The sequence below is a fragment of the Deltaproteobacteria bacterium genome, from assembly GCA_009692615.1.
Lineage (GTDB): Bacteria > Desulfobacterota > Binatia > UBA9968 > UBA9968 > DP-20.
Window position 1 is genome coordinate 34,671 of sequence record SHYW01000010.1, and the last position, 18,272, is coordinate 52,942.

Annotated in this window: 19 protein-coding genes and 1 pseudogene; 16 read left to right on the forward strand and 4 right to left on the reverse strand. The window is 55.5% G+C overall.

Translation table 11 applies throughout. From position 1 onward, the window contains the following. Positions 1–135: 135 nt before the first annotated feature. The 15 genes and pseudogenes from EXR70_03945 (at position 136) to EXR70_04015 (ending at position 13,503) form a co-directional block, all read left to right on the forward strand. On the forward strand, positions 136–1,236 hold the full coding sequence (locus tag EXR70_03945) for an extracellular solute-binding protein (GenBank protein MSP37624.1): 1,101 nt from the start codon (positions 136–138) through the stop codon (positions 1,234–1,236). A 96-nt stretch (positions 1,237–1,332) separates the two neighbouring features. Beyond that, positions 1,333–3,039, forward strand: a complete 1,707-nt coding sequence (locus tag EXR70_03950) for an iron ABC transporter permease (protein MSP37625.1) — start codon at positions 1,333–1,335, stop codon at positions 3,037–3,039. Between the two features lie 5 nt (positions 3,040–3,044). Beyond that, positions 3,045–4,151, forward strand: coding sequence for an ABC transporter ATP-binding protein (locus EXR70_03955; GenBank protein MSP37626.1), 1,107 nt, complete (start codon positions 3,045–3,047; stop codon positions 4,149–4,151). 273 nt (positions 4,152–4,424) lie between these two features. Then, on the forward strand, positions 4,425–5,408 hold the full coding sequence (locus EXR70_03960) for an ABC transporter substrate-binding protein (protein ID MSP37627.1): 984 nt from the start codon (positions 4,425–4,427) through the stop codon (positions 5,406–5,408). Positions 5,409–5,937: 529 nt separating this feature from the next. Beyond that, positions 5,938–6,135 (forward strand): annotated as a pseudogene (locus tag EXR70_03965) (S9 family peptidase). A 98-nt stretch (positions 6,136–6,233) separates the two neighbouring features. Beyond that, on the forward strand, positions 6,234–6,584 hold the full coding sequence (locus EXR70_03970; protein MSP37628.1) for a nucleotidyltransferase domain-containing protein: 351 nt from the start codon (positions 6,234–6,236) through the stop codon (positions 6,582–6,584). Beyond that, positions 6,574–6,960: a HEPN domain-containing protein gene (locus tag EXR70_03975; protein MSP37629.1), complete on the forward strand. Its 387-nt coding sequence runs from the start codon at positions 6,574–6,576 to the stop codon at positions 6,958–6,960. Before EXR70_03970 ends, EXR70_03975 begins: the two co-directional genes overlap by 11 nt. A 66-nt stretch (positions 6,961–7,026) precedes the next feature. After that, positions 7,027–7,752 carry a sulfite exporter TauE/SafE family protein gene (locus tag EXR70_03980; protein ID MSP37630.1) on the forward strand — a complete coding sequence of 242 codons (726 nt, stop codon included), beginning with the start codon at positions 7,027–7,029 and terminating at the stop codon, positions 7,750–7,752. A 25-nt stretch (positions 7,753–7,777) separates the two neighbouring features. Beyond that, a complete protein-coding gene (locus EXR70_03985; protein ID MSP37631.1) occupies positions 7,778–8,479 on the forward strand; it encodes an HAD family hydrolase in 702 nt (233 codons plus the stop codon). 12 nt (positions 8,480–8,491) lie between these two features. Continuing rightward, positions 8,492–8,983, forward strand: coding sequence for an N-acetyltransferase family protein (locus tag EXR70_03990; GenBank protein MSP37632.1), 492 nt, complete (start codon positions 8,492–8,494; stop codon positions 8,981–8,983). 32 nt (positions 8,984–9,015) lie between these two features. Then, positions 9,016–9,669, forward strand: coding sequence for a hypothetical protein (locus EXR70_03995; protein MSP37633.1), 654 nt, complete (start codon positions 9,016–9,018; stop codon positions 9,667–9,669). Between the two features lie 3 nt (positions 9,670–9,672). Next, positions 9,673–10,407, forward strand: a complete 735-nt coding sequence (locus EXR70_04000; protein ID MSP37634.1) for a class I SAM-dependent methyltransferase — start codon at positions 9,673–9,675, stop codon at positions 10,405–10,407. 17 nt (positions 10,408–10,424) lie between these two features. After that, positions 10,425–10,931, forward strand: a complete 507-nt coding sequence (locus EXR70_04005; protein ID MSP37635.1) for a GNAT family N-acetyltransferase — start codon at positions 10,425–10,427, stop codon at positions 10,929–10,931. Between the two features lie 101 nt (positions 10,932–11,032). Continuing rightward, positions 11,033–12,205, forward strand: coding sequence for a bifunctional glutamate N-acetyltransferase/amino-acid acetyltransferase ArgJ (argJ, locus tag EXR70_04010; GenBank protein MSP37636.1), 1,173 nt, complete (start codon positions 11,033–11,035; stop codon positions 12,203–12,205). Between the two features lie 122 nt (positions 12,206–12,327). Then, positions 12,328–13,503, forward strand: coding sequence for an amidohydrolase/deacetylase family metallohydrolase (locus EXR70_04015; protein ID MSP37637.1), 1,176 nt, complete (start codon positions 12,328–12,330; stop codon positions 13,501–13,503). Between the two features lie 308 nt (positions 13,504–13,811). Here EXR70_04015 and EXR70_04020 read toward each other — a convergent pair whose 3' ends face one another. The 4 genes from EXR70_04020 to EXR70_04035 form a co-directional block, all read right to left on the reverse strand. Further along, positions 13,812–14,102: a Fis family transcriptional regulator gene (locus EXR70_04020; protein ID MSP37638.1), complete on the reverse strand. Its 291-nt coding sequence runs from the start codon at positions 14,100–14,102 to the stop codon at positions 13,812–13,814. Continuing rightward, complete coding sequence (locus EXR70_04025) at positions 14,099–14,443, reverse strand: type II toxin-antitoxin system RelE/ParE family toxin (protein MSP37639.1); 345 nt, start codon at positions 14,441–14,443, stop codon at positions 14,099–14,101. Before EXR70_04025 ends, EXR70_04020 begins: the two co-directional genes overlap by 4 nt. Before the next feature lie 254 nt (positions 14,444–14,697). Next, positions 14,698–15,786, reverse strand: coding sequence for a DUF2029 domain-containing protein (locus tag EXR70_04030; GenBank protein ID MSP37640.1), 1,089 nt, complete (start codon positions 15,784–15,786; stop codon positions 14,698–14,700). 223 nt (positions 15,787–16,009) lie between these two features. Further along, the gene (locus EXR70_04035; GenBank protein ID MSP37641.1) at positions 16,010–17,458 is read right to left on the reverse strand and encodes a DUF853 family protein; all 1,449 of its coding nucleotides are present in this window, start codon (positions 17,456–17,458) and stop codon (positions 16,010–16,012) included. Positions 17,459–17,669: 211 nt separating this feature from the next. Between EXR70_04035 and EXR70_04040 the strand changes: the two genes are divergently transcribed. Beyond that, the gene (locus EXR70_04040; GenBank protein MSP37642.1) at positions 17,670–18,071 is read left to right on the forward strand and encodes a hypothetical protein; all 402 of its coding nucleotides are present in this window, start codon (positions 17,670–17,672) and stop codon (positions 18,069–18,071) included. Positions 18,072–18,272 lie beyond the last annotated feature (201 nt).

Consider the following 18,272-nt stretch of genomic DNA (forward strand, 5'->3'; position numbering starts at 1 on the left):
CTCCCCAGTTCGAAAAGCTAAGGATCGCAGCCAAGTGTCCGTTTTGCGAAAACGAATTCGCTATCGCAGATGGCAAGAACGTCGTCCGGCCAACTCCTATCTTACTAGTCAAATAATTCGACAAAGAAAGATACCATGCTACGAAGAACGCGCCCTCGCTGGTGGTACTTCGTACCGGTTTGCGCGGTTTTCCTGCTCTCCTCGTTTTGGCTCAGCGTTCAGGGGGCGGAAATGGCCAGTCGGCTTCCCGAGCGAATAAACAATCTCGCCGCACCGGAGCGAGAAAACTTGTTGGTGGAGGGGGCAAAAAAAGAAGGCGCGGTCATGTGGTACGCGAACTGGGCGGGCGACGAGGTCGAGAAGATCTCGCAGGGATTCAAGAAAAAATATCCACTCATCAACGTTCTCGTCTTTCGCGGTGTCAGCGGTAAAGTTGAAGACAAAATTACCACCGAGTACCGGGCGGGGAAGCACCTTGCCGATGTAGTTCTCGCCGGCACGTCGAAGATGGCGCTTTTTCGCGAAGGTGGAATCATCGGTCGCTATCTGTCGCCCCAAGTGCGCGCTCTGCAGCCCAAACTTTACGATAGAGACGGTTGGTGGGTGAGCTTGGCCATGAGTCCGACGGTGATCGGGGCGAACACCAATCTCGTTGCTCCTCAGGAAACTCCCAAAGAGTGGCGCGACCTGCTCGACCCTAAGTGGAAAGGGAAAATAGGACTCGATACGGAGCCTGACATCATGATTTTGGGGATGGTTCAGGCTTGGGGCGATGAAAAGACTCTGGAATTTATCCGCGCGCTGGCGCGAAACCAACCGCAGATCCGCAGCGGCCACACGCTCCTCGCCCAGCTGGTGGCTGCCGGCGAGCTTCCAGTTGGAGCGGAGTTGTACGGCTACCGGGTGGCCGAGCTGATTGCAAAAAAGGCGCCCTTGCGGATGTCATATCCTAACCCGGCCATTTTTAGTCTGTCACCGATCATGACGGCCGCGTTGCCGCCTCACCCGCATGCCGCGGCGCTCTTTTATGATTTCCTCCTCTCGGAAGAGGGCCAGACTATAATTGGAACGGACATCGGCAGAACCCCGGTGCGCAAGGGTATTCCCGCGCGCAATCCCGAATTCGTCAAAGTGCAGGAATCCGACGCGTTCCTCCCTTTGGACCCGTTGATGGCCGGCAAAAAGAGCAACGAAGCGAAACGCTGGATCAAAGAAATCCTTCTTGTTCGCAAGTGATTTTGTAACCGTGGCCGATTCGATCTGACGGCCGCAATGACCGCCTGACCGGATTCCATCAGCGCGCACACGCGCGATGATTCGCCTCAAGCCATAATGCAAGCGGAGACAAGCCGACTGGACTGGAGGTCGCTCATTCTTCTCGGGACCGCCGGGATCGTGGTCTATCTCACCTTGATCCCCGTCATCATGGTCATTTACGGAAGTTTCCAGGACGGCCCGCCCGGAACCAAGACCCATTTCACCCTGCAGAATTATGCCCAGGCCTTTGCCAATTCAAATCTCGGCCGGGCCACCTGGAACTCTCTGATCTTTGCGCTCGGCGGCGGCAGCCTGGCGTTTTTCATCGGCTGCTTGCTCGCGTGGCTGACGGAGCGAACCAACATCCCTTTCCGCGGGTTGATCTATGGCGCCGTTTTCACGGAGATCATGATCCCCGGCATTATCGAGAGCATTTCACTCGTGCTGCTTTTCAGCCCCAAGATCGGCCTCGTGAACCTCGCTCTCATGAACCTGTTCGCGCTACCAGATCCGCCGTTCAACGTATACAGCATGGGAGGAATGATCTGGGCGTTCGGCACGGGAAGCTTTACTACGGCATTTCTCCTCATCGCGGCGGCTTTCCGTTCCATGGACCCATCGCTGGAAGAAGCGGCAATCATGTCCGGTAGCGGCATCCTCCAAACGCTTCATCAGGTCACCTTGCGACTGATTTCTCCCGCCCTCCTGGCGACTTGGTTGTTGCTGTTTATTCGTGCGGTAGAGACCTTCGAAGAGGCGGTGATCCTGGGGCTTCCCGCGGGAATCACCCTGCTCGCGACCGAAGTATACTTGAGCGTCCGCGAGGTGCCGACCAATTACAACCTCGGTGCCACGTTCGCGATGATTTATCTAGTCATCGCCGGAGCGGGACTGTTGCTCTACTTTCGCGCGACGCGCCACGCCGAGAAATACGCGGTCATTACCGGCAAAGGCTTCCGCCCTTACGTCATGAATCTCGGCCGAGCGCGCTATCTGTGCGGTTCTCTCGCTCTGTCTATCTTGAGCTTGGTTCTCGGCCTCCCTGTCCTGGTGATTCTCTATGCGTCTTTTCTTCCTTGGTACGGGTCCCCGTCCGCGAGCATGTTTCGGCTATTCTCCCTGGACAACTACCGTTGGCTGATCACCTACAACGCGATTCTAAACGCGCTGGGCAATAATTTGATCGTCGGTCTCGGCAGCGCCAGCATCTGCGTATTTCTCACCTCGATCGTCGCTTGGATCGTCATCCGCACGAACATCCCCGGACGCAAGCTCCTCGATGCGCTCGCCTTCTCACCCATCGCCTTTCCGGGCATGGTCTTCGGCCTTTCACTCCTTTGGCTGTATCTGACCGTTCCGATCCCAGTCTATGGCACGCTATGGATTCTGGTGATTGCCTACGTGAGCAAGTATATGCCGATCTGCATGCGCGCCTGCAGCACCGCTCTCACGCAGGTGCATAAAGAGCTCGAAGACGCTTCGCTGATGAGCGGCGCCTCCTGGTGGTATACTTTTTCCCGCGTACTCGTGCCGTTGATCCTTCCGGGAATGTTTGTCGGCTGGGTCTACGTGCTGACCATGAGTTTTAAAGTCCTGTCTCTGCCCGTCCTTCTCGGGCACGCGGGCACGGAGGTCATCCCGGTTCTTATCTTCGACCTTTACGAAGGCGGGCAGTACACCCAGCTCAACGCGCTTGGCGTCGCCGTAGTGGCTCTGGTTACCGCTCTGACTTTGCTAGCACGGCGCGTAAGCCAGCGGTTCAGCGTGGCGGAGATCCGATAGAGATGATGATCCGCGCTCACAATTTGAAGAAAGCGTTTGCCACCCAGGAGGAAAAAGTTTCCGCTTTAAATGGGATCGGCTTTGACGTCGAGTCCGGCAGCTTCTTTACTCTCTTGGGGCCTTCGGGATGCGGCAAGACCACCACCCTTCGCTGTATCGCGGGACTGGAGAGGCCCGATGAAGGAGAGATCGCGATCGGCGACAGGACCGTCTTCTCCTCTTCGCAGCGCATTTTTATTCCCGGAAATAAGCGCGATATCGGAATGGTTTTCCAGTCCTATGCGATCTGGCCGCACATGACCGTATACGGGAACGTTGCCTATCCTTTGCGGGCCAGGGGGCGGCCGCGAGCCGAGATTGAAGAAAAAGTTCATGCCGCGCTCAAGCTGGTGGGATTAGAGGATTTCCACGACCGGCTGGCGCCGCGGCTTTCCGGTGGGCAGCAGCAACGCGTCGCGCTCGCGCGCGCGTTGGTTGCGGAGCCGAGCGTCCTTCTCTTGGATGAGCCACTCAGCAACCTCGACGCCAAGCTGCGTAACCAGATGCGCTGGGAACTCAAGGACCTGCAGCGGCGGCTCGGAACCACGACGATTTACGTGACCCACGATCAAGTCGAAGCGCTGGCGATTTCGGATCGCATCGCGCTGATGAATAAAGGTCAAATCGCGCAGATCGGGACTCCGCGGGAGATCTATGCCAACCCGGTGAACGAGTTTGCCGCTGACTTTATCGGCGCCGCGAATATCATCAGTGGGGAGCTGAGCGAGGAGATAGACCATCGTAGCTTTGCGCGCATCACGACATCCTTTGGGGTGCTGATGGCGACGCAAAAGGGAGAGCTGAATAAGGCGTCGAAGGATGTGCTGATCGCTTTCAGACCCGAGGATGTGTCACTAGTGAGCCAAGCGACTTGCGCCGAGGGTCAGCATAATGTTTTCCAAGGAATTGTCCAGGGATCGACCTACCTTGGGGACTCAAGCGAATTTAGGATAACGGTTGGAGAACAGAGAATCCAGGCCAAAACAGATAGTACCACCCATTTCCCCGTCGGCGCCGTCGTCTATCTCAGTATCGCGCCGGCAGCGTGTCTAGTTATTCGCCGCGGCGATTGAGAATAACCCTGCGGAGCGTGATCATTATCGCCTCAACACCTGCGTCATATTTGCATTCGTCTTTAGGCACTCAATCCTGGTTTGGATTTGTCGGAGCCTTGTGGGCGATACGCCACACTGCTCGTCAACCGCCCCAAAACAAAGATTTCCAGCCCTGCGCGTGTCCGCGCCGTTCTTAATCTACAAGGAGAAAAACTTACTTGACATCAATAATAATTAAATCTAAACAATAGGCTCCGCGACGATTTTAACCGAGAAGAACAAACCCTGAATATGTCGATCCTCTTCCTTCTCCAACTTTTGGGTACATGTCTCGCCTTGATATTAACGTTTGGGCAGGGGTTTAGCGCCGAGCCGCAAAAACTCGATCGCCTGAAGATCGGCTATGCTTCGATCAGCGGCAACCGGATCTCGCTATGGGCGACGCAAGATGCCGGTTTTTTTTCCCGTCATGGCATTCAAAGCGAGCTTATTTTTTTTCCTACGTCTGCACAGGGAATGCCGGCTCTTCTGGCTGGGGAGGTGCCGATATACTTAGGATCGGCGGACACCGCAGCCCTAGCGGCGGCGCGGGGCTTTGAACTGGTCATATTTGCGAGCAATGAACCGACTCAATATAAGCTTATCGTCCAGCCCCATATTAGGAGCGTGAATGAATTGAGGGGACAAAGAATCGGCGTCGATCGTATCGGCAGCTCGAGCTATTACGCGACCAAAAGGATGCTAGAGAAGCTTGGGCTAAAAGCGCAAGACATGAAATTCTTGCCGGTCCCCGGCGGTGGGAATCAAAGAGCAGCGGCTTTCAGCTCGGGCAATCTCGAAGCGGTTGTCTCCACTGTTGAACGGTTCGAGCGCGCGAAGATTCCGTATCATGTTTTGGCAGATGCTGTCAGCATGGGTATTCGGGTGTTCGGCAATTCGTTTATCACGCCGCGTGTCTTTCGCGATCAGAATCGAGATATTCTCACGCGATTTATCAGAGCCTTGGTCGACGCGAGTTACTGGCTCAAGGATCCAAAGAACCGAGAGAGTGCGCTCAAGATAGTGAGCCAGAGGCTCAGAACCTCGGACCCGGCGGTATTGAGTCTTAATTATCGCCTCTACATAGAACCGCTAATACCTTTACCGTATACCGACATCAATGACCTAAGGACAAACATCGAAGATCTCGCCCAAGAAAATGCCAAGCTTCGAGATTTCGATGTCGCTCGGATGGTAGATAATAGTTTCATACGTCAGGTCCAGCAGGATCGCTAGCTGGTCTCGCCCACTGGGGCAGATAGTATTTTCTGATTCTATACGTTCGGCAACTCCATCCGTAGCGCCAACCCCAGCACATAAACTAAACGGCATTTTCCTGGTTCAGCGCACAAAGCAAGTGGGCTTGTGATTGAACGCGCCATCGACCGACGCGGCGCTAACCGTTTGGCATCGGGGTCGCTCGCCCAATCCATTTAGTCGATCGGGGCAAAGAGTTCTTCAATCTTGAGGCGCCGATCGGTTAGCCTTAAACCGACAATAAAATTGGCGTCAGGCAGCCAATTTGAGTTTGTCCTCGATGGGTTCGATCCGTTCTTGCGCCGCAGGAGTCACCGAGAAGCGCCGCACTGAGTAGCCTTGAGGCCAGATAAGACATGCCGAATGGTGAATCCGCTTGAATCGGATCGTTTTCAACCTGTGTAGCAAGTAACCGCAAGTCCGTTTGCGCGATCTGGGCTTTGTTGTCGCCAGCGTCTGGAGCTGAAAGTTTCGTAGCAGGTTGTGGCTCAACACCGAGATCCGTTGCCAGGCCGAGAAAATGATCCAAGCCGTGCGCGCGAAAAAACTCCCGGTGGCCTATCTGACGTTCGAAGGCGAACAACACGGTTTCCGCGAAGCGGAGAACATCAAGCGCGTGCTTGAAGTGGAGCTATATTTCTACTCGAAAGTGTTTGGATTCGTACTGGCTGACCCGGTTGAGCCGGTGGAAATCGAAAATCTATAGAAACTCGCTGGCGCTTTTTCTCGCGCCGATGATCGGTGGTTTTTTGCCGGGTGCGCTGGTAGAATTACGTTACTGACGCCCTTTAAACGTTAATATTTATGGATACAGCCGCGGATCGGAAAAGCATCTATCCGGAAGTTGACGAAGAACTTCTCAAGGGAGTAGTTCGCCGTATTTGTGAAGCAGGAAGCCCTCACAAGATCGTTCTCTTCGGTTCCCGGGCTCGTGGCGATGCCCGTCCTGACAGCGATCTCGATGTGCTCATTATTGAAGACTCAAACCTACCTCGGTACCAGCGAGCTACACGTTATCGCCGCGCGCTCTTGGGTTTGTTTCCAGCCAAGGACATTGTGGTTTGGACGCCGGCAGAAATTCACGAGTGGAGCGAAGTGCCCCATGCTTTCATCAGTATGGCGCTAAGAGAAGGCAAAGTTCTTTATGAAGGATAAGGTCGCCCACGCCCGCGGCTGGTTCCTGAAAGGGGACAGCGACTTCGCGGATGTGCGGCGCACGGTGATCAGTGAAGGCCCTTTCGACACCGCGTGTTTTCACGCCCAGCAGGCGGCGGAAAAATATTTGAAGGGTCTGCTAGCGCACTTCGACGAGCCGATCCCCAAGACCCATGACATCGAGGAGCTCCAGCGACTCTGCCTCCCCCTTGCGAAAAACCAAAAGCTAGCTGAAATGGATCTGACGGTGCTTTCAGATTACGCTGTCCCCGCCCGGTACGACTTGGAGTTTTGGCCGGATCGGGACACGGCTGCTGACGCTCTGGCTCTCGCCGAACAGGTTCGCGAGATTGTCCTTGCCATTGTGTCACAATGACGACCATCCTCGAACGCGTCGGAAGTGGAAACGGTGCAGATCGAAAATCTTTAAACCGACAAAGTTATGCCTGGTATAGATTCACTATCTCCGACGACGCTCATCATGGCAACGGCCATCATGATGCTTGGCGCCGCCATTCAATCAGCGGTTGGAATCGGATTAGCGCTCGCTGCGGCTCCGCTACTGACGCTTCTTGAGCCACGATTCGTACCGGGACCGATGCTCTGTGCTTCAATAGTCCTAGCGCTGGCAACCGCATGGCGCGAGAGAACAGCCATAGCGCAGGATCAACTTAACACATCGTTGCTGGGGCTGGTGATTGGCACTGGGATTGGAGCGAGCGCACTCACTATCATTACTCCCGACATTCTCCCGAAAGTTTTCGGCGTGTTCGTTCTCATTGCAGTGGCAATCAGCGTTTCTGGATTTTCGCTTCAGCCCACTTTGCTCGCGCTGGTTTTAGGTGGCACCGCGTCCGGCATTATGGGAACCATGATCGGAATTCACGGACCGGCGATAGCTTTGGTATATCAGAACGTCGCGCCAGCGCGCGCACGCGCGACCCTGGGAGCATTTTTTACGGTGGGGTATTTGATCACTGTACTAGCTCTGGTTTGGATAGGCGTTTTCGGTTCGACGGATCTTGCATTGTCGGTTATTCTTACTCCTGGAGTTCTCCTCGGTTGGGCCATCGGACCCAAACTCACACCGTTTTTGGACCCGCGCAGAACGAGAGCAAGTATCCTGACACTTTCCGCTCTCACGGCGTGTGCAAACTTGCTGAAATAACGCACAGCTTAAACAATAAATAGCCATGACCTACCGCGCAATCATTTTCGATCTCTTCGGCACCTTGGTGAACGACTTTATGTCGGTCACTGGCCAAACCCACGATGAACTCGCGGCGATTCTCCGCGTGCCTTATGAACCGTTCATGAAACAGTGGCGCGAGATAACCGGACGACGCACGATGGGAGAGTTTCAGACTGTCGAAGCCAGCATCGACCACGTCTGCGCTGCGCTCGGTGTGATGGTGAATGCCGATCAAATGGTCCAAGCCGTCGAGTTTCGCTTGGCGTACACCCGGCGTGCGCTCGTGCCCAAATTGGATGCCGTCTCAACATTAACGCAATTGAAACAAACAGGTTTCCAAGTCAGCCTGCTGAGCAACTGCTCCATCGAGATTCCGATCTTGTGGCCGGAAACCGAATTCGCCGACTTAATCGAAAGCCCTATCTTCTCTTCTCGCGAGCGGCTGAAGAAACCCGACCCGCGCATCTACCGAATCGCCTGCGAGCGCCTGGGCGTCGCGCCGAAAGATTGTCTCTACATCGCCGACGGAGAAAATCACGAGCTGAAAGCTGCCGCCGATTTTGGCATGAGCCCAGTGTTGATCCGACCCACTTCGCATGAGCCTCGCGGCGAATTGCGCCAGGAAGCAAGAGAGTGGCAAGGGACAAATATTTCGACGTTGTCTGAAGTATTGGTCATCGTCGGCAACGAGCGCAGATTGTGAAAACTAAGCAGTATGACGATTCGCGACGCCACTGAAACCGATCTGCCAGCCATCTTAGAAATATACAACGCGGCAATCCCCGGCCGCATGGCTACCGCGGATACGCAAACGGTAACAGTCGAAAGCCGGCGCAACTGGTTCCATGAACATGATCCAAACACGCGGCCACTTTGGATCGCTCTAGAGAATGATGTCATCGTCGGCTGGCTAAGCTTTCAATCGTTCTACGGCCGCCCTGCTTATCATGCGACGGCTGAGTTGAGCGTTTACGTAGCCTCCCAACATCGGCGCAAAGGAATAGGCAGCGCGCTTCTCACCGAAGCGATCGCACGGGCGCCGCGCTTGACACTAAAAACTCTCGTCGGCTTCATATTCGCGCACAATGAACCGAGCCTGCGGCTGTTCGAAACGTTCGGCTTTCAACGCTGGGGAGTTTTGCCGAGGGTTGCCGAGCTCGACGGCGTGGAGCGCGATCTGGTAATTGTTGGGCGACGCTTGGCGTGAACTGAATACAGGACCGGTCTCTGAAGGAAACCATGAGTCGACTCCCCCGCAGATTGTACTTTACATTATTGCTTTTGCTGGTTGGCAGTTCTGCCGCCGCTGAACCGAATGTTTGGGAAGATTCGTTCAACGCCCAAACCAAAGAGCGCTATTTCCCGGTCGAACTCTGGGCTGGCGTCGAATGGGATGGCAATCGCGAGTTGAAGATGCCGAAGTCCGATTTCACCTTCCGTCATCGATCCGAATACCGCATCAAAGGCCCGGTGGAGTGGGAACATCCGGTGATGCGCCAAACGTTTACGGTTTACGAACGATTGAACCCAGGCCGCGGCGGAATGAAAACTCAGAGATTCACGATCAACCAAGAAAGAAACGGCCTGGGCCGCGTCTACGACGACCGATCGGAGCTGGGCACGCGAATGTTTTCCGACGGCCTCAAGTTTCCCTTGGGAGTTTGGAAAGAGGGCGAGACGCGCAAGTTTGTCTACAAACATTTTGAAGGCGCGCGGGTCAGCGACCGCGCCGAGACGATCACGATCAAGCAAATCGATTTTAAATTTTTCCAAAGCTCCCACTGCGTAGAATTCTATTGGACCGCCACCGATCGCGACGAGAAACGCTATTACGATCGCCAGACCTATGTTTACTGCCCCGGCAAAAGCATGGTCAGTCAGATTCAGCACTGAAGGATGACCGATTCGATGACCGCCTACGACCGATTTGCAAAATACTACGACCGGGTCATGGGCGATCGCTCGGCGGCGGCGGATTACATTGGCGATCTCATCGAGCGCTACCACCCAGAGGCGAAGACAGTTTTGGAAATCGCCTGCGGCACCGGCGGCATAACGGGCCGGCTGTCCGAATCCTACGATGTCACCGGCCTCGACCGCTCGCGGAAAATGTTGGCTATCGCGCGCCAACGGTTGCCGCACATCCATTTTCACCGCCAAGACATCACCAGCTTTCGCGTCAACCGGCGCTTCGACGCTATCGTCTGCGCCTTCGACTCGATCAATCATTTGCATCGATTCGCTGACTGGCGGAAAACCTTTCGTTGCGTTGCTCGCCATCTCAACAGCGGCGGCGTTTTCGTTTTTGACGTCAATACCAACGGCAAACTTCAGCGTCTTGTCGAAGGGTCGGCGTGGATCAAACCGTTCGGCCGCGATCTCGTGGTGATCAAAGTTAACCAAGGACGCAGAGCAATTTTCACCTGGGATGTAAAAATCTTTGCGCATCGGAAAGGCGATAGCTATAAACTCATTCACGAGACCATTGAAGAGATTGCCGTTCCAATGACCCGCATTTTGACTTGCTTACGAAGTAAATTTACGGCAGTCAAAGTGTTCGATCCCGAAGGCGGGCGGCCATCGGATCGCTCGGAGCGGCTGTACTTCGTCTGCAAAGCAAAAGCGAAATGACGCAGATCTAAATTCGCATGATAATCCGCCAAGCGACAATCGCAGACGCAGCCGACTTGGTCGCAGCGGAGCAAGAAACCGCGCGCACCGCGGGCTTGCTCGTCTCCCGCCCCGATGAACTGAAGCGCGCTGCGTTCGAGCACAAGATCGCCGAACTCGCCACCACGGGTCGTTATATAGTTGCGGAGAGCAACGGCGAGATCGTCGGCCATGCGCTGTTAGATCCAATGCCACTGACGGCGACCGCTCATGTCCTTCGTCTGACGATCGTCGTGCACCCAGGTTTTCTCGGCCGCGGCATCGGCGAAGCCCTCATGCGCGACCTCATGGATTGGGCGGAGCGAACAACCAAGGCGCGGAAAATTGAATTGCTGGTTCGCGCTACAAATGCGCGTGCGATTCATTTATATTCCAAGCTCGGCTTTGTCGAAGAAGGGCGCTTTAAAAACCGCTTACGTTTGCCGGATGGAAACTATATCGACGACATCGCCATGGCGTGGTTTCCAATGCGCAAGCATGATTAATTGCGGCGCATCGGTGGCAAAAGGGTCGGCCATTTTGTTCCGCATGATCGACACATTGTGCTATTGTTCACCGACCGGAAATTCCATTTAGAAAGTTGAATATGTCACATCAGCCCCCGACTCACTTCGAACAGCCTCAGGGATTTCTATCGCTGGCCAAGAACGTCGGCATCAAAGACGCCACGCTCGATCTCACGGTCATTTACTTGACCGTACGCGCCCGCGCGGCGGCGATGTTTACGCGCAACCGCTTTCCTGGCGCGCCGGTGATCGTTGGACGCAAGCATATCGCCAACGGTTTCGCACAAGCGCTTGTCATCAACAGCAAGAATGCCAACGTGGCGATGGGAAAACTCGGCATCGACAACGCGGTGGAAACTTGCCGCATCGTCGGAACCGAGCTCGGCATCGATCCCTACGATGTCCTGCCGTTTTCCACCGGCGTCATCGGCCGGCCGTTGCCGATGGATAAAATCCGCGCTGGACTCAAAGGCATTCGCAGTGAGCTGAAGCCGGATAACCTGAAGCTCGCCGCCGAAGCGATCATGACCACCGACATGTATCCCAAATATATTTCCGTGCGCGTCGGCAAGGCGATCATCGCCGGCATCGCCAAAGGCGCCGGCATGATCGAACCGAACATGGCGACGATGCTTGTCTATCTCATGACCGACGCCGAATTGCCAAAGACGGCGCTCAAGCCGATGCTCAAGCGCATTGTTGACCGTACGTTTAACGCCATGAGCATCGATACCGACACCAGCACCAGCGACACGGTGGTGCTGATGGCCAACGGCTTCGCCGGCAAAGTGAAGTTGCCGCAGTTTGAAAAAGGCTTGCTGCAAGTCTGCGAATATCTCACCCGCGAGATCGCCCGCAACGGCGAAGGCGTGACTAAACTCATCACGGTCGACGTCAGCGGCGCAAAGACTTCAGCGCAGGCGAAACGCGTCGGCAAGTTGGTGGTAAATTCGCCGCTGGTCAAAACCGCCGTCTATGGCGCCGATCCCAATTGGGGCCGAGTCATCATGGCGGTCGGCAAAAGTTTCGATCCAAGCATCGAACCGGCGAAAGTCACCATCCGCTTCGGCGCCACCGCGGTATTCAAGAAGGGTTCACCCGTCGACTGCGACCTCGAAGCGCTGCGTAAATATTTGAGCCAGGGCGAAGTCAGCATCGGCGTCGATCTCGGCATCGGCAAAGCCAAGGCGCGCGTCTGGGGCTGCGACTTGACCGAAGGTTATGTGAAAGAGAACGCGTACTACACAACGTGATCGGAATTCCTCACGCAAGATTCGGAGAAGAGATTCACCACGAAAAGCACGAAACACACGAAATGATTGAGAAGATCGATTTCTTTTTTTCGTGATTGTCGTGTGTTTCGTGGTTTGATTTTATGACCGCACGAAATTTATCGAACTTTCTACTCAAAGGCGGACGCCTCATCGATCCGGCAATTGGCACCGACGGCGTGCTCGACATCCGTGTGCGCGACGGCAAGGTTGACGCCATCGGCGCCAATCTCAATGCCGACGGCGCGACGGTCGTCGACGTTAAAGGCCAGATCGTCACGCCGGGATTGATCGATGTCCATCTCCATTTAATGAAAGGTCTCGGCGCCTTCGGCGTCGATCCGGATATTTTCGGCGTCGGTTCCGGCGTCACCACCGTCGTCGACGCCGGCAGCGCCGGCCACACCATGCTCAACGTCTTTCGCAACTACGTCACCGACAACGCCAAGACGCGAGTGCTGAATTACATCAACCTGTCCACGCTCGGCGGCGTCGCCGGACCGGGATTCAGCATTCTCGCCGATCCGCGCTTGATTGATGAAGCGAAGATCGAGCAGGCGGTCGAGGCCAACCGCGACATGATCGTCGGCATCAAGATCATGGCCACCGGCGGCGCGCTGGGCGCGCAGGGGCTGAAGCCGTTGGAGCGCGCGCGCAAACTCGGCGACGAACTAAAAATTCCGCTGCTGGTTCACATCGGTGAGAGCTGGACCCAGGGTACCGAGCCGGTCGCCGTCGGCGACGTGCTCAAATATTTGCGTGCCGGCGATATTGTCACGCATATGTTCACCGTCCATCCCGGCGGCTTGCTCGACGGCAATGGCAAACTCTGGCCGCAAGTTCGAGATGCAAAGGCATCCGGTGTATTGATGGACGTCGGCCACGGTTTGCATAATTTGAACTTCGACGTCGCCCGCAAAGTCCTCGACCAAGGCCTCCATCCCGACGGCGTTTCCACCGACGGCCACCGCGGCAACCGCGCCGGGCCCGTATACGATCTGCCGACGACCATGGGGAAGTTAATGGCGCTGGGATTTTCCCTGAATCAAGTGATCGAGATGGCGACTGCCAACGCGGCGAGACTGCTTGGCAGAAGCGGCGACCTCGGCACACTGAAAGTTGGCGCACCGGCGGAAATATCAGTGCTGAAGATCGAAGACAGAGAGTGGAAAGCGCTGGACTCGCAAAAAGGCACGATTCCCGCGCATCAAACCATCACTCCGGTCTACGCCATCCGCGGCGCGTCGATTTACGAGCCACTGCCGGTCGAGCGGCCGTAAATGGAACTGACCTGAATTAGCTTTGGTGTCACAATATTTTTTCGGGGCATGGAGGGACCGGGGTCCACTGGCTGCGCGGCGTTTGAAGAAAAAGCGAATGTGAGTGGAATCGTAAGTACGAGAAACAAGATTATTGTTGGAGAGATGAAGTCATCGGGAGATCCGGCCTGCAAGGATTCTCAAAATCGGCACTTTTCAGTTCCCTATCTCGTAGAACCAGCACAAACAAAGCCTCGCAATCGACGGGTTTGGAACAATAGTAGTCATTCTGTTTTACGCGCTACGCATCGCATAGCTGTCATTGATGGTCACACCAACTCAAGGCGCAGTCGGCGGCCGATTGCTGACGCCGCTCGGCTCAAGGTAGCCAAAGTGACGCCGTCATTGTTTGGATCGAGCAAGCGGTTAAGCTGTACGCGGCTGGTAGCCATACGCCGCGCCATTTCGGTGCGAGTGAGATTTTGTTTTTGCATGGCTTGTTCGATTTGCCACGCCACGACTTTCTTGATGGAGGCGTTGGTGGCTTCTTCGTAGATGCCTTCCTCTTTGAGCCAATCCTCGAACCGTCCACCGATATGGCGGTTTTTGCGCTTCTTCATCGTTTTGCCTCTCCCATTCGTTTTATGGCCAGCGCCAGATCGCCCTTTGGAGTCTTTTGCGTCTTCTTGATGAAGCCATGCAGCAATAGCAACTCGCCGTCGATCACACAAAACAGCACTCGGACGATGCGCCGGCTTGGTAAATCGCTGCGTATTTCCCAAAGCCCGTCGCCGAGCGATTTGCATAACGGCATGCCAATCGGCCAACCAAATTCAACATCACGGATGTCATGCCCGACATGTTTACGGTCGGTAACCGGCAAGCGCATCAACCAGTCACGAACCGGATTGGCTCCAGCTGCCGTGAGATAGAAACGAGCCACGACACGCTTAATCGGCATCGATCCTTGCACACCTTCATGTTGTACCAATATCGGTACGCCGTCAATCGCAATGGTTGGCACGCTGACTTCGGATCGTGGGCTGCTTTCTTTTGAGTCGGGTTCAGAATGAATCCCAGCTAAGTTGACTATGGTAAGCGCTCGACTCGCAAAAAGACTCGATCCCCGCCCACCAAACTATCACGCCCGTCTACGCCATCCGCGGCGACGCGATCTACGAGCCGTTGCCGGTCGAGCGACCGTGACACGTTACGCTAAGCTAATTCACTCTCGGTTGCCAGCCGGCGAACCAGCAACGCCCAAGCGATGAGGATCGGCACGCTGATTTGCACGGCAAAGCGCGGCCAGCCCAACGCCGGACCGATTTGCAACATCCCCAAACTTAAGTAGGAGCCGACGAAAACCGCGACGTAGACCAAAGCGGACCAGACCAGCAATCGACCGCCATCCAGCGCGCGGCTGTTGGTACCTTGCGCGTAATGCGACCAGACGATGGTCAGCGGCAAGAGCAAAATCATCAGATCGTAAAACATCAGGTGCGGACTGATCACCAGTGCCAACGCCAAAGTCGCCGCCATGCGGAAATCCCAAGAGCGCGTTGCCGGCTGCCATGGCGACGAACGCCAGCAGCAATAAACCAGCGCCAAGCCGGCGAGCGTTAACAACACGGAAAGTAATTTGACGACTTCAACCGGCAAGAAACCGCTGAACAGCAAAATGCAAAAGCCGTAGAGATTATGCAGCTTGGCGATCGGATAGCTTGGCAGAAACGGCAGCTGCGCGATCTGCGGTATGACGCGCAAGTAATCCAATGTGGCGGTCAGACTGAGCAAGCAACCGACAGCGATCCACAGCGCCGAGGTTAACAGACAACCGCTAAGCGCGCGCCAACGCCCGTTGAGCAAAAGTAGAAACCCAGGCACGATCATGAGCTGCGGTTTGTAGAGCAGACAGCCGAGCGCAACGCCGGCGCTCAAGTCCGCGCCGCGGCGCAAGCGAACAAAGAGAATCGTCAACAAAAGAAACGACAGCGCTGAGTTCTGGTTCGCGAGGAACCAAGCGATCGTCGGATAAAAACAAAAACTCAGCAGCATAAGCGCCGCCGTCGAGTAACTAGCCAGCGGCGCCAATTCCCAACGCAGCATGTTCCACGCGAACGCCAACGCCGCCAAGCCGGCGACAGTCCACAGCATGAGGCCGATTTCGAAACTCGCCAGCGCGAACGGCGCGTAGAGCAAAACTGTATGAGGCGGATGGTTGAAGGGCGTGAACTGATCGGCGCTCAGTTTGAGCGTCGCCATCTGAAAGGTTTGCTGGGCGGCGAAATCGTATAACTCACTCAACCGTCCATCCAAAAAAAATCGCCCGCCGGTGAAGAATTAAATAAAATCGCCGTCGTGAAACAACGAACGCGCCGACGGATGGAATAACGTGCTCAACGCAATCGCCAGGGCAACTAGCGGCAGCGCTCGAGTATAAATTTTTATCCGGCGCGAATTGAGCCAGCCGGCGACAGCGGCAATCAAGCGCGAAGAACAATCGATGGCAGCCAAGAGCAGGCCTAAGTCAGCGCCGCCGGCGCGTCGTCGATCCGAATATCGAGCCTAAGGCGCCGCGAATGATTTCCCGTCCCACCTGGCTGCCGATGGCACGCACCGCGCTGGTCGCCATGGCGCCGAGCAACTTGCCGGCGGTGGATTGCCATTCACTTGGCGCCGCGGCCGTTCCGGTTTCCGCTTGCGGCGCGCGGGCTTTGAGCAGTTCGTAGGCCGATTCGCGGTCGACAACTTTTTCGTAGTGGCCGAAGAGCGACGATTGTTTGATCAAGGTGTCCCGCTCGCCGGCGCTCAAGGGCGGCAGTTGGCTTTGCGGCGGAAAGATCTGCGCGCGGTCGACCACGTTGGGTTGGCCTTTGTCGTTGAGAAACGACACCAGCGCTTCGCCGACGGCCAGTTCGGTGATCGCGCTTTCGACGTCGATATCGGGATTCTGGCGAAAAGTTTGCGCCGCCGCTTTCACCGCCTTCTGATCCCGCGGCGTGAAGGCGCGCAAAGCATGTTGCACGCGGTTGCCCAACTGGCCGAGCACGACATCGGGAACGTCGAGGGGATTTTGCGTGACGAAGTAAACCCCGACGCCCTTGGAGCGAATCAAGCGGATCACCTGTTCGATTTTTTCCAAGAGCGCGTCGGGCGCGTCGGTGAATAGTAAATGAGCTTCATCGAAAAAAAATACCAGCTTGGGTTTCTCCGGATCGCCGACCTCGGGCAAGCGCTCGAACAGTTCCGAGAGCAGCCAGAGCAAAAACGTCGCGTAAAGCTTCGGCGCGGCGATCAATTTGTCGGCGTTAAGAATATTGATCACGCCACGGCCGGCGCCATCAGTTTGCATCAGGTCGTCGAGATCGAGGGCCGGTTCGCCAAAAAATTTGTCGGCGCCCTGCTCTTCCAAACCGAGCAAGCCGCGTTGGATCGCGCCGATGCTCGCCGCCGAAACGTTGCCATATTGGGTTTTGAACTGCGCCGCGTTGTCGCCGACATACTGGAGCATGGCGCGCAGGTCCTTCAAATCGAGCAGCAGCATGCCGTTGTCGTCGGCGATTTTGAAAACCAGCGTCAGCACGCCGCTCTGGGTTTCATTGAGGTTGAGCAAGCGCGCCAACAGTAGCGGCCCCATGTCAGAGATGGTCGTGCGCACCGGATGGCCCTGCTCGCCGTAGAGATCCCAAAACACCGTCGGGTAACCGGCGAAGCTGAAATCTTTCAAACCGATCTGAGCGGCGCGCTCGGCGATCTTAGGGTTGTCGACGCCCGGCCGGGCGATGCCCGACAAATCGCCTTTGACATCCGCCATGAACACCGGCACGCCGATGGCACTGAAGTGTTCGGCGATCACCCGCAGGGTCACCGTCTTGCCCGTGCCGGTGGCGCCGGCGATCAGCCCATGGCGATTGGCCAGACGTGGCAGGAGTAAATGAAGCGCTTTTCCTTTGCCGATCGGCAAACCTACAATCATCCGTGGAACCCTCTCATTTCAGCGATTTATAGAGCTTTTCTAGCATGATTACGCTTGAGAAACAGCGCCGATTCGGATATAAATACCTCCTAGCGTGAATGAAAACTCTCAGTCACGCGTCCAAGTCACCAGAACCAACAAAATGAAGCCGTGACGAACGGAGGGCCGCACGGTCATCGAGTGGGTTCCAAAAAATTTAGAAACTGATTCCATGAAAGGGGATTACTTAATGAAACGTTTTCTAGGCGTATTAGTTGCTTCGATGTTTCTCGCCTCGGCGGCTTTTGCGGCGGATGCCATGAAAGAAGAGAAGAAGGCCGATGCCAAAGCTGATGCCAAGGCAATGAAAGAAGAGAAGAAGGCCGATGCCAAAGCGACCAAAGAAGAGAAGAAGGCTGATGTGAAGGCCACCAAGGAAGAGAAAAAGGCCGACGCCAAAGCCGATGCCACGGCAATGAAGGAAGAAAAGAAGGCCGATGCCAAGGCAATGAAGGAAGAGAAGAAGTCTGATGCCAAGGCTACCAAGGAAGAGAAAAAGGCCGACGCCAAAGCCGATGCCAAGGCAATGAAGGAAGAAAAGAAAGCCGAGAAGAGCGACAAGCCCAGCAAGTAATCTTCCCGATTCGAATCTAGCGAGCAAGGTAGCCCTCCCTACTTTGCTCGCTTTTTTTTGCCCGCTAGTTTCAATTCACGATACACGTCGCGCAAGTAGCGCGCCGACGCCGTTCACTAACTTTTCCTTGAGCCGGAAATTCAACTGAGCTATAAACAGTGCATCCTAACTTGAAGCGAAACTCATTCGCTCCGTCTAATT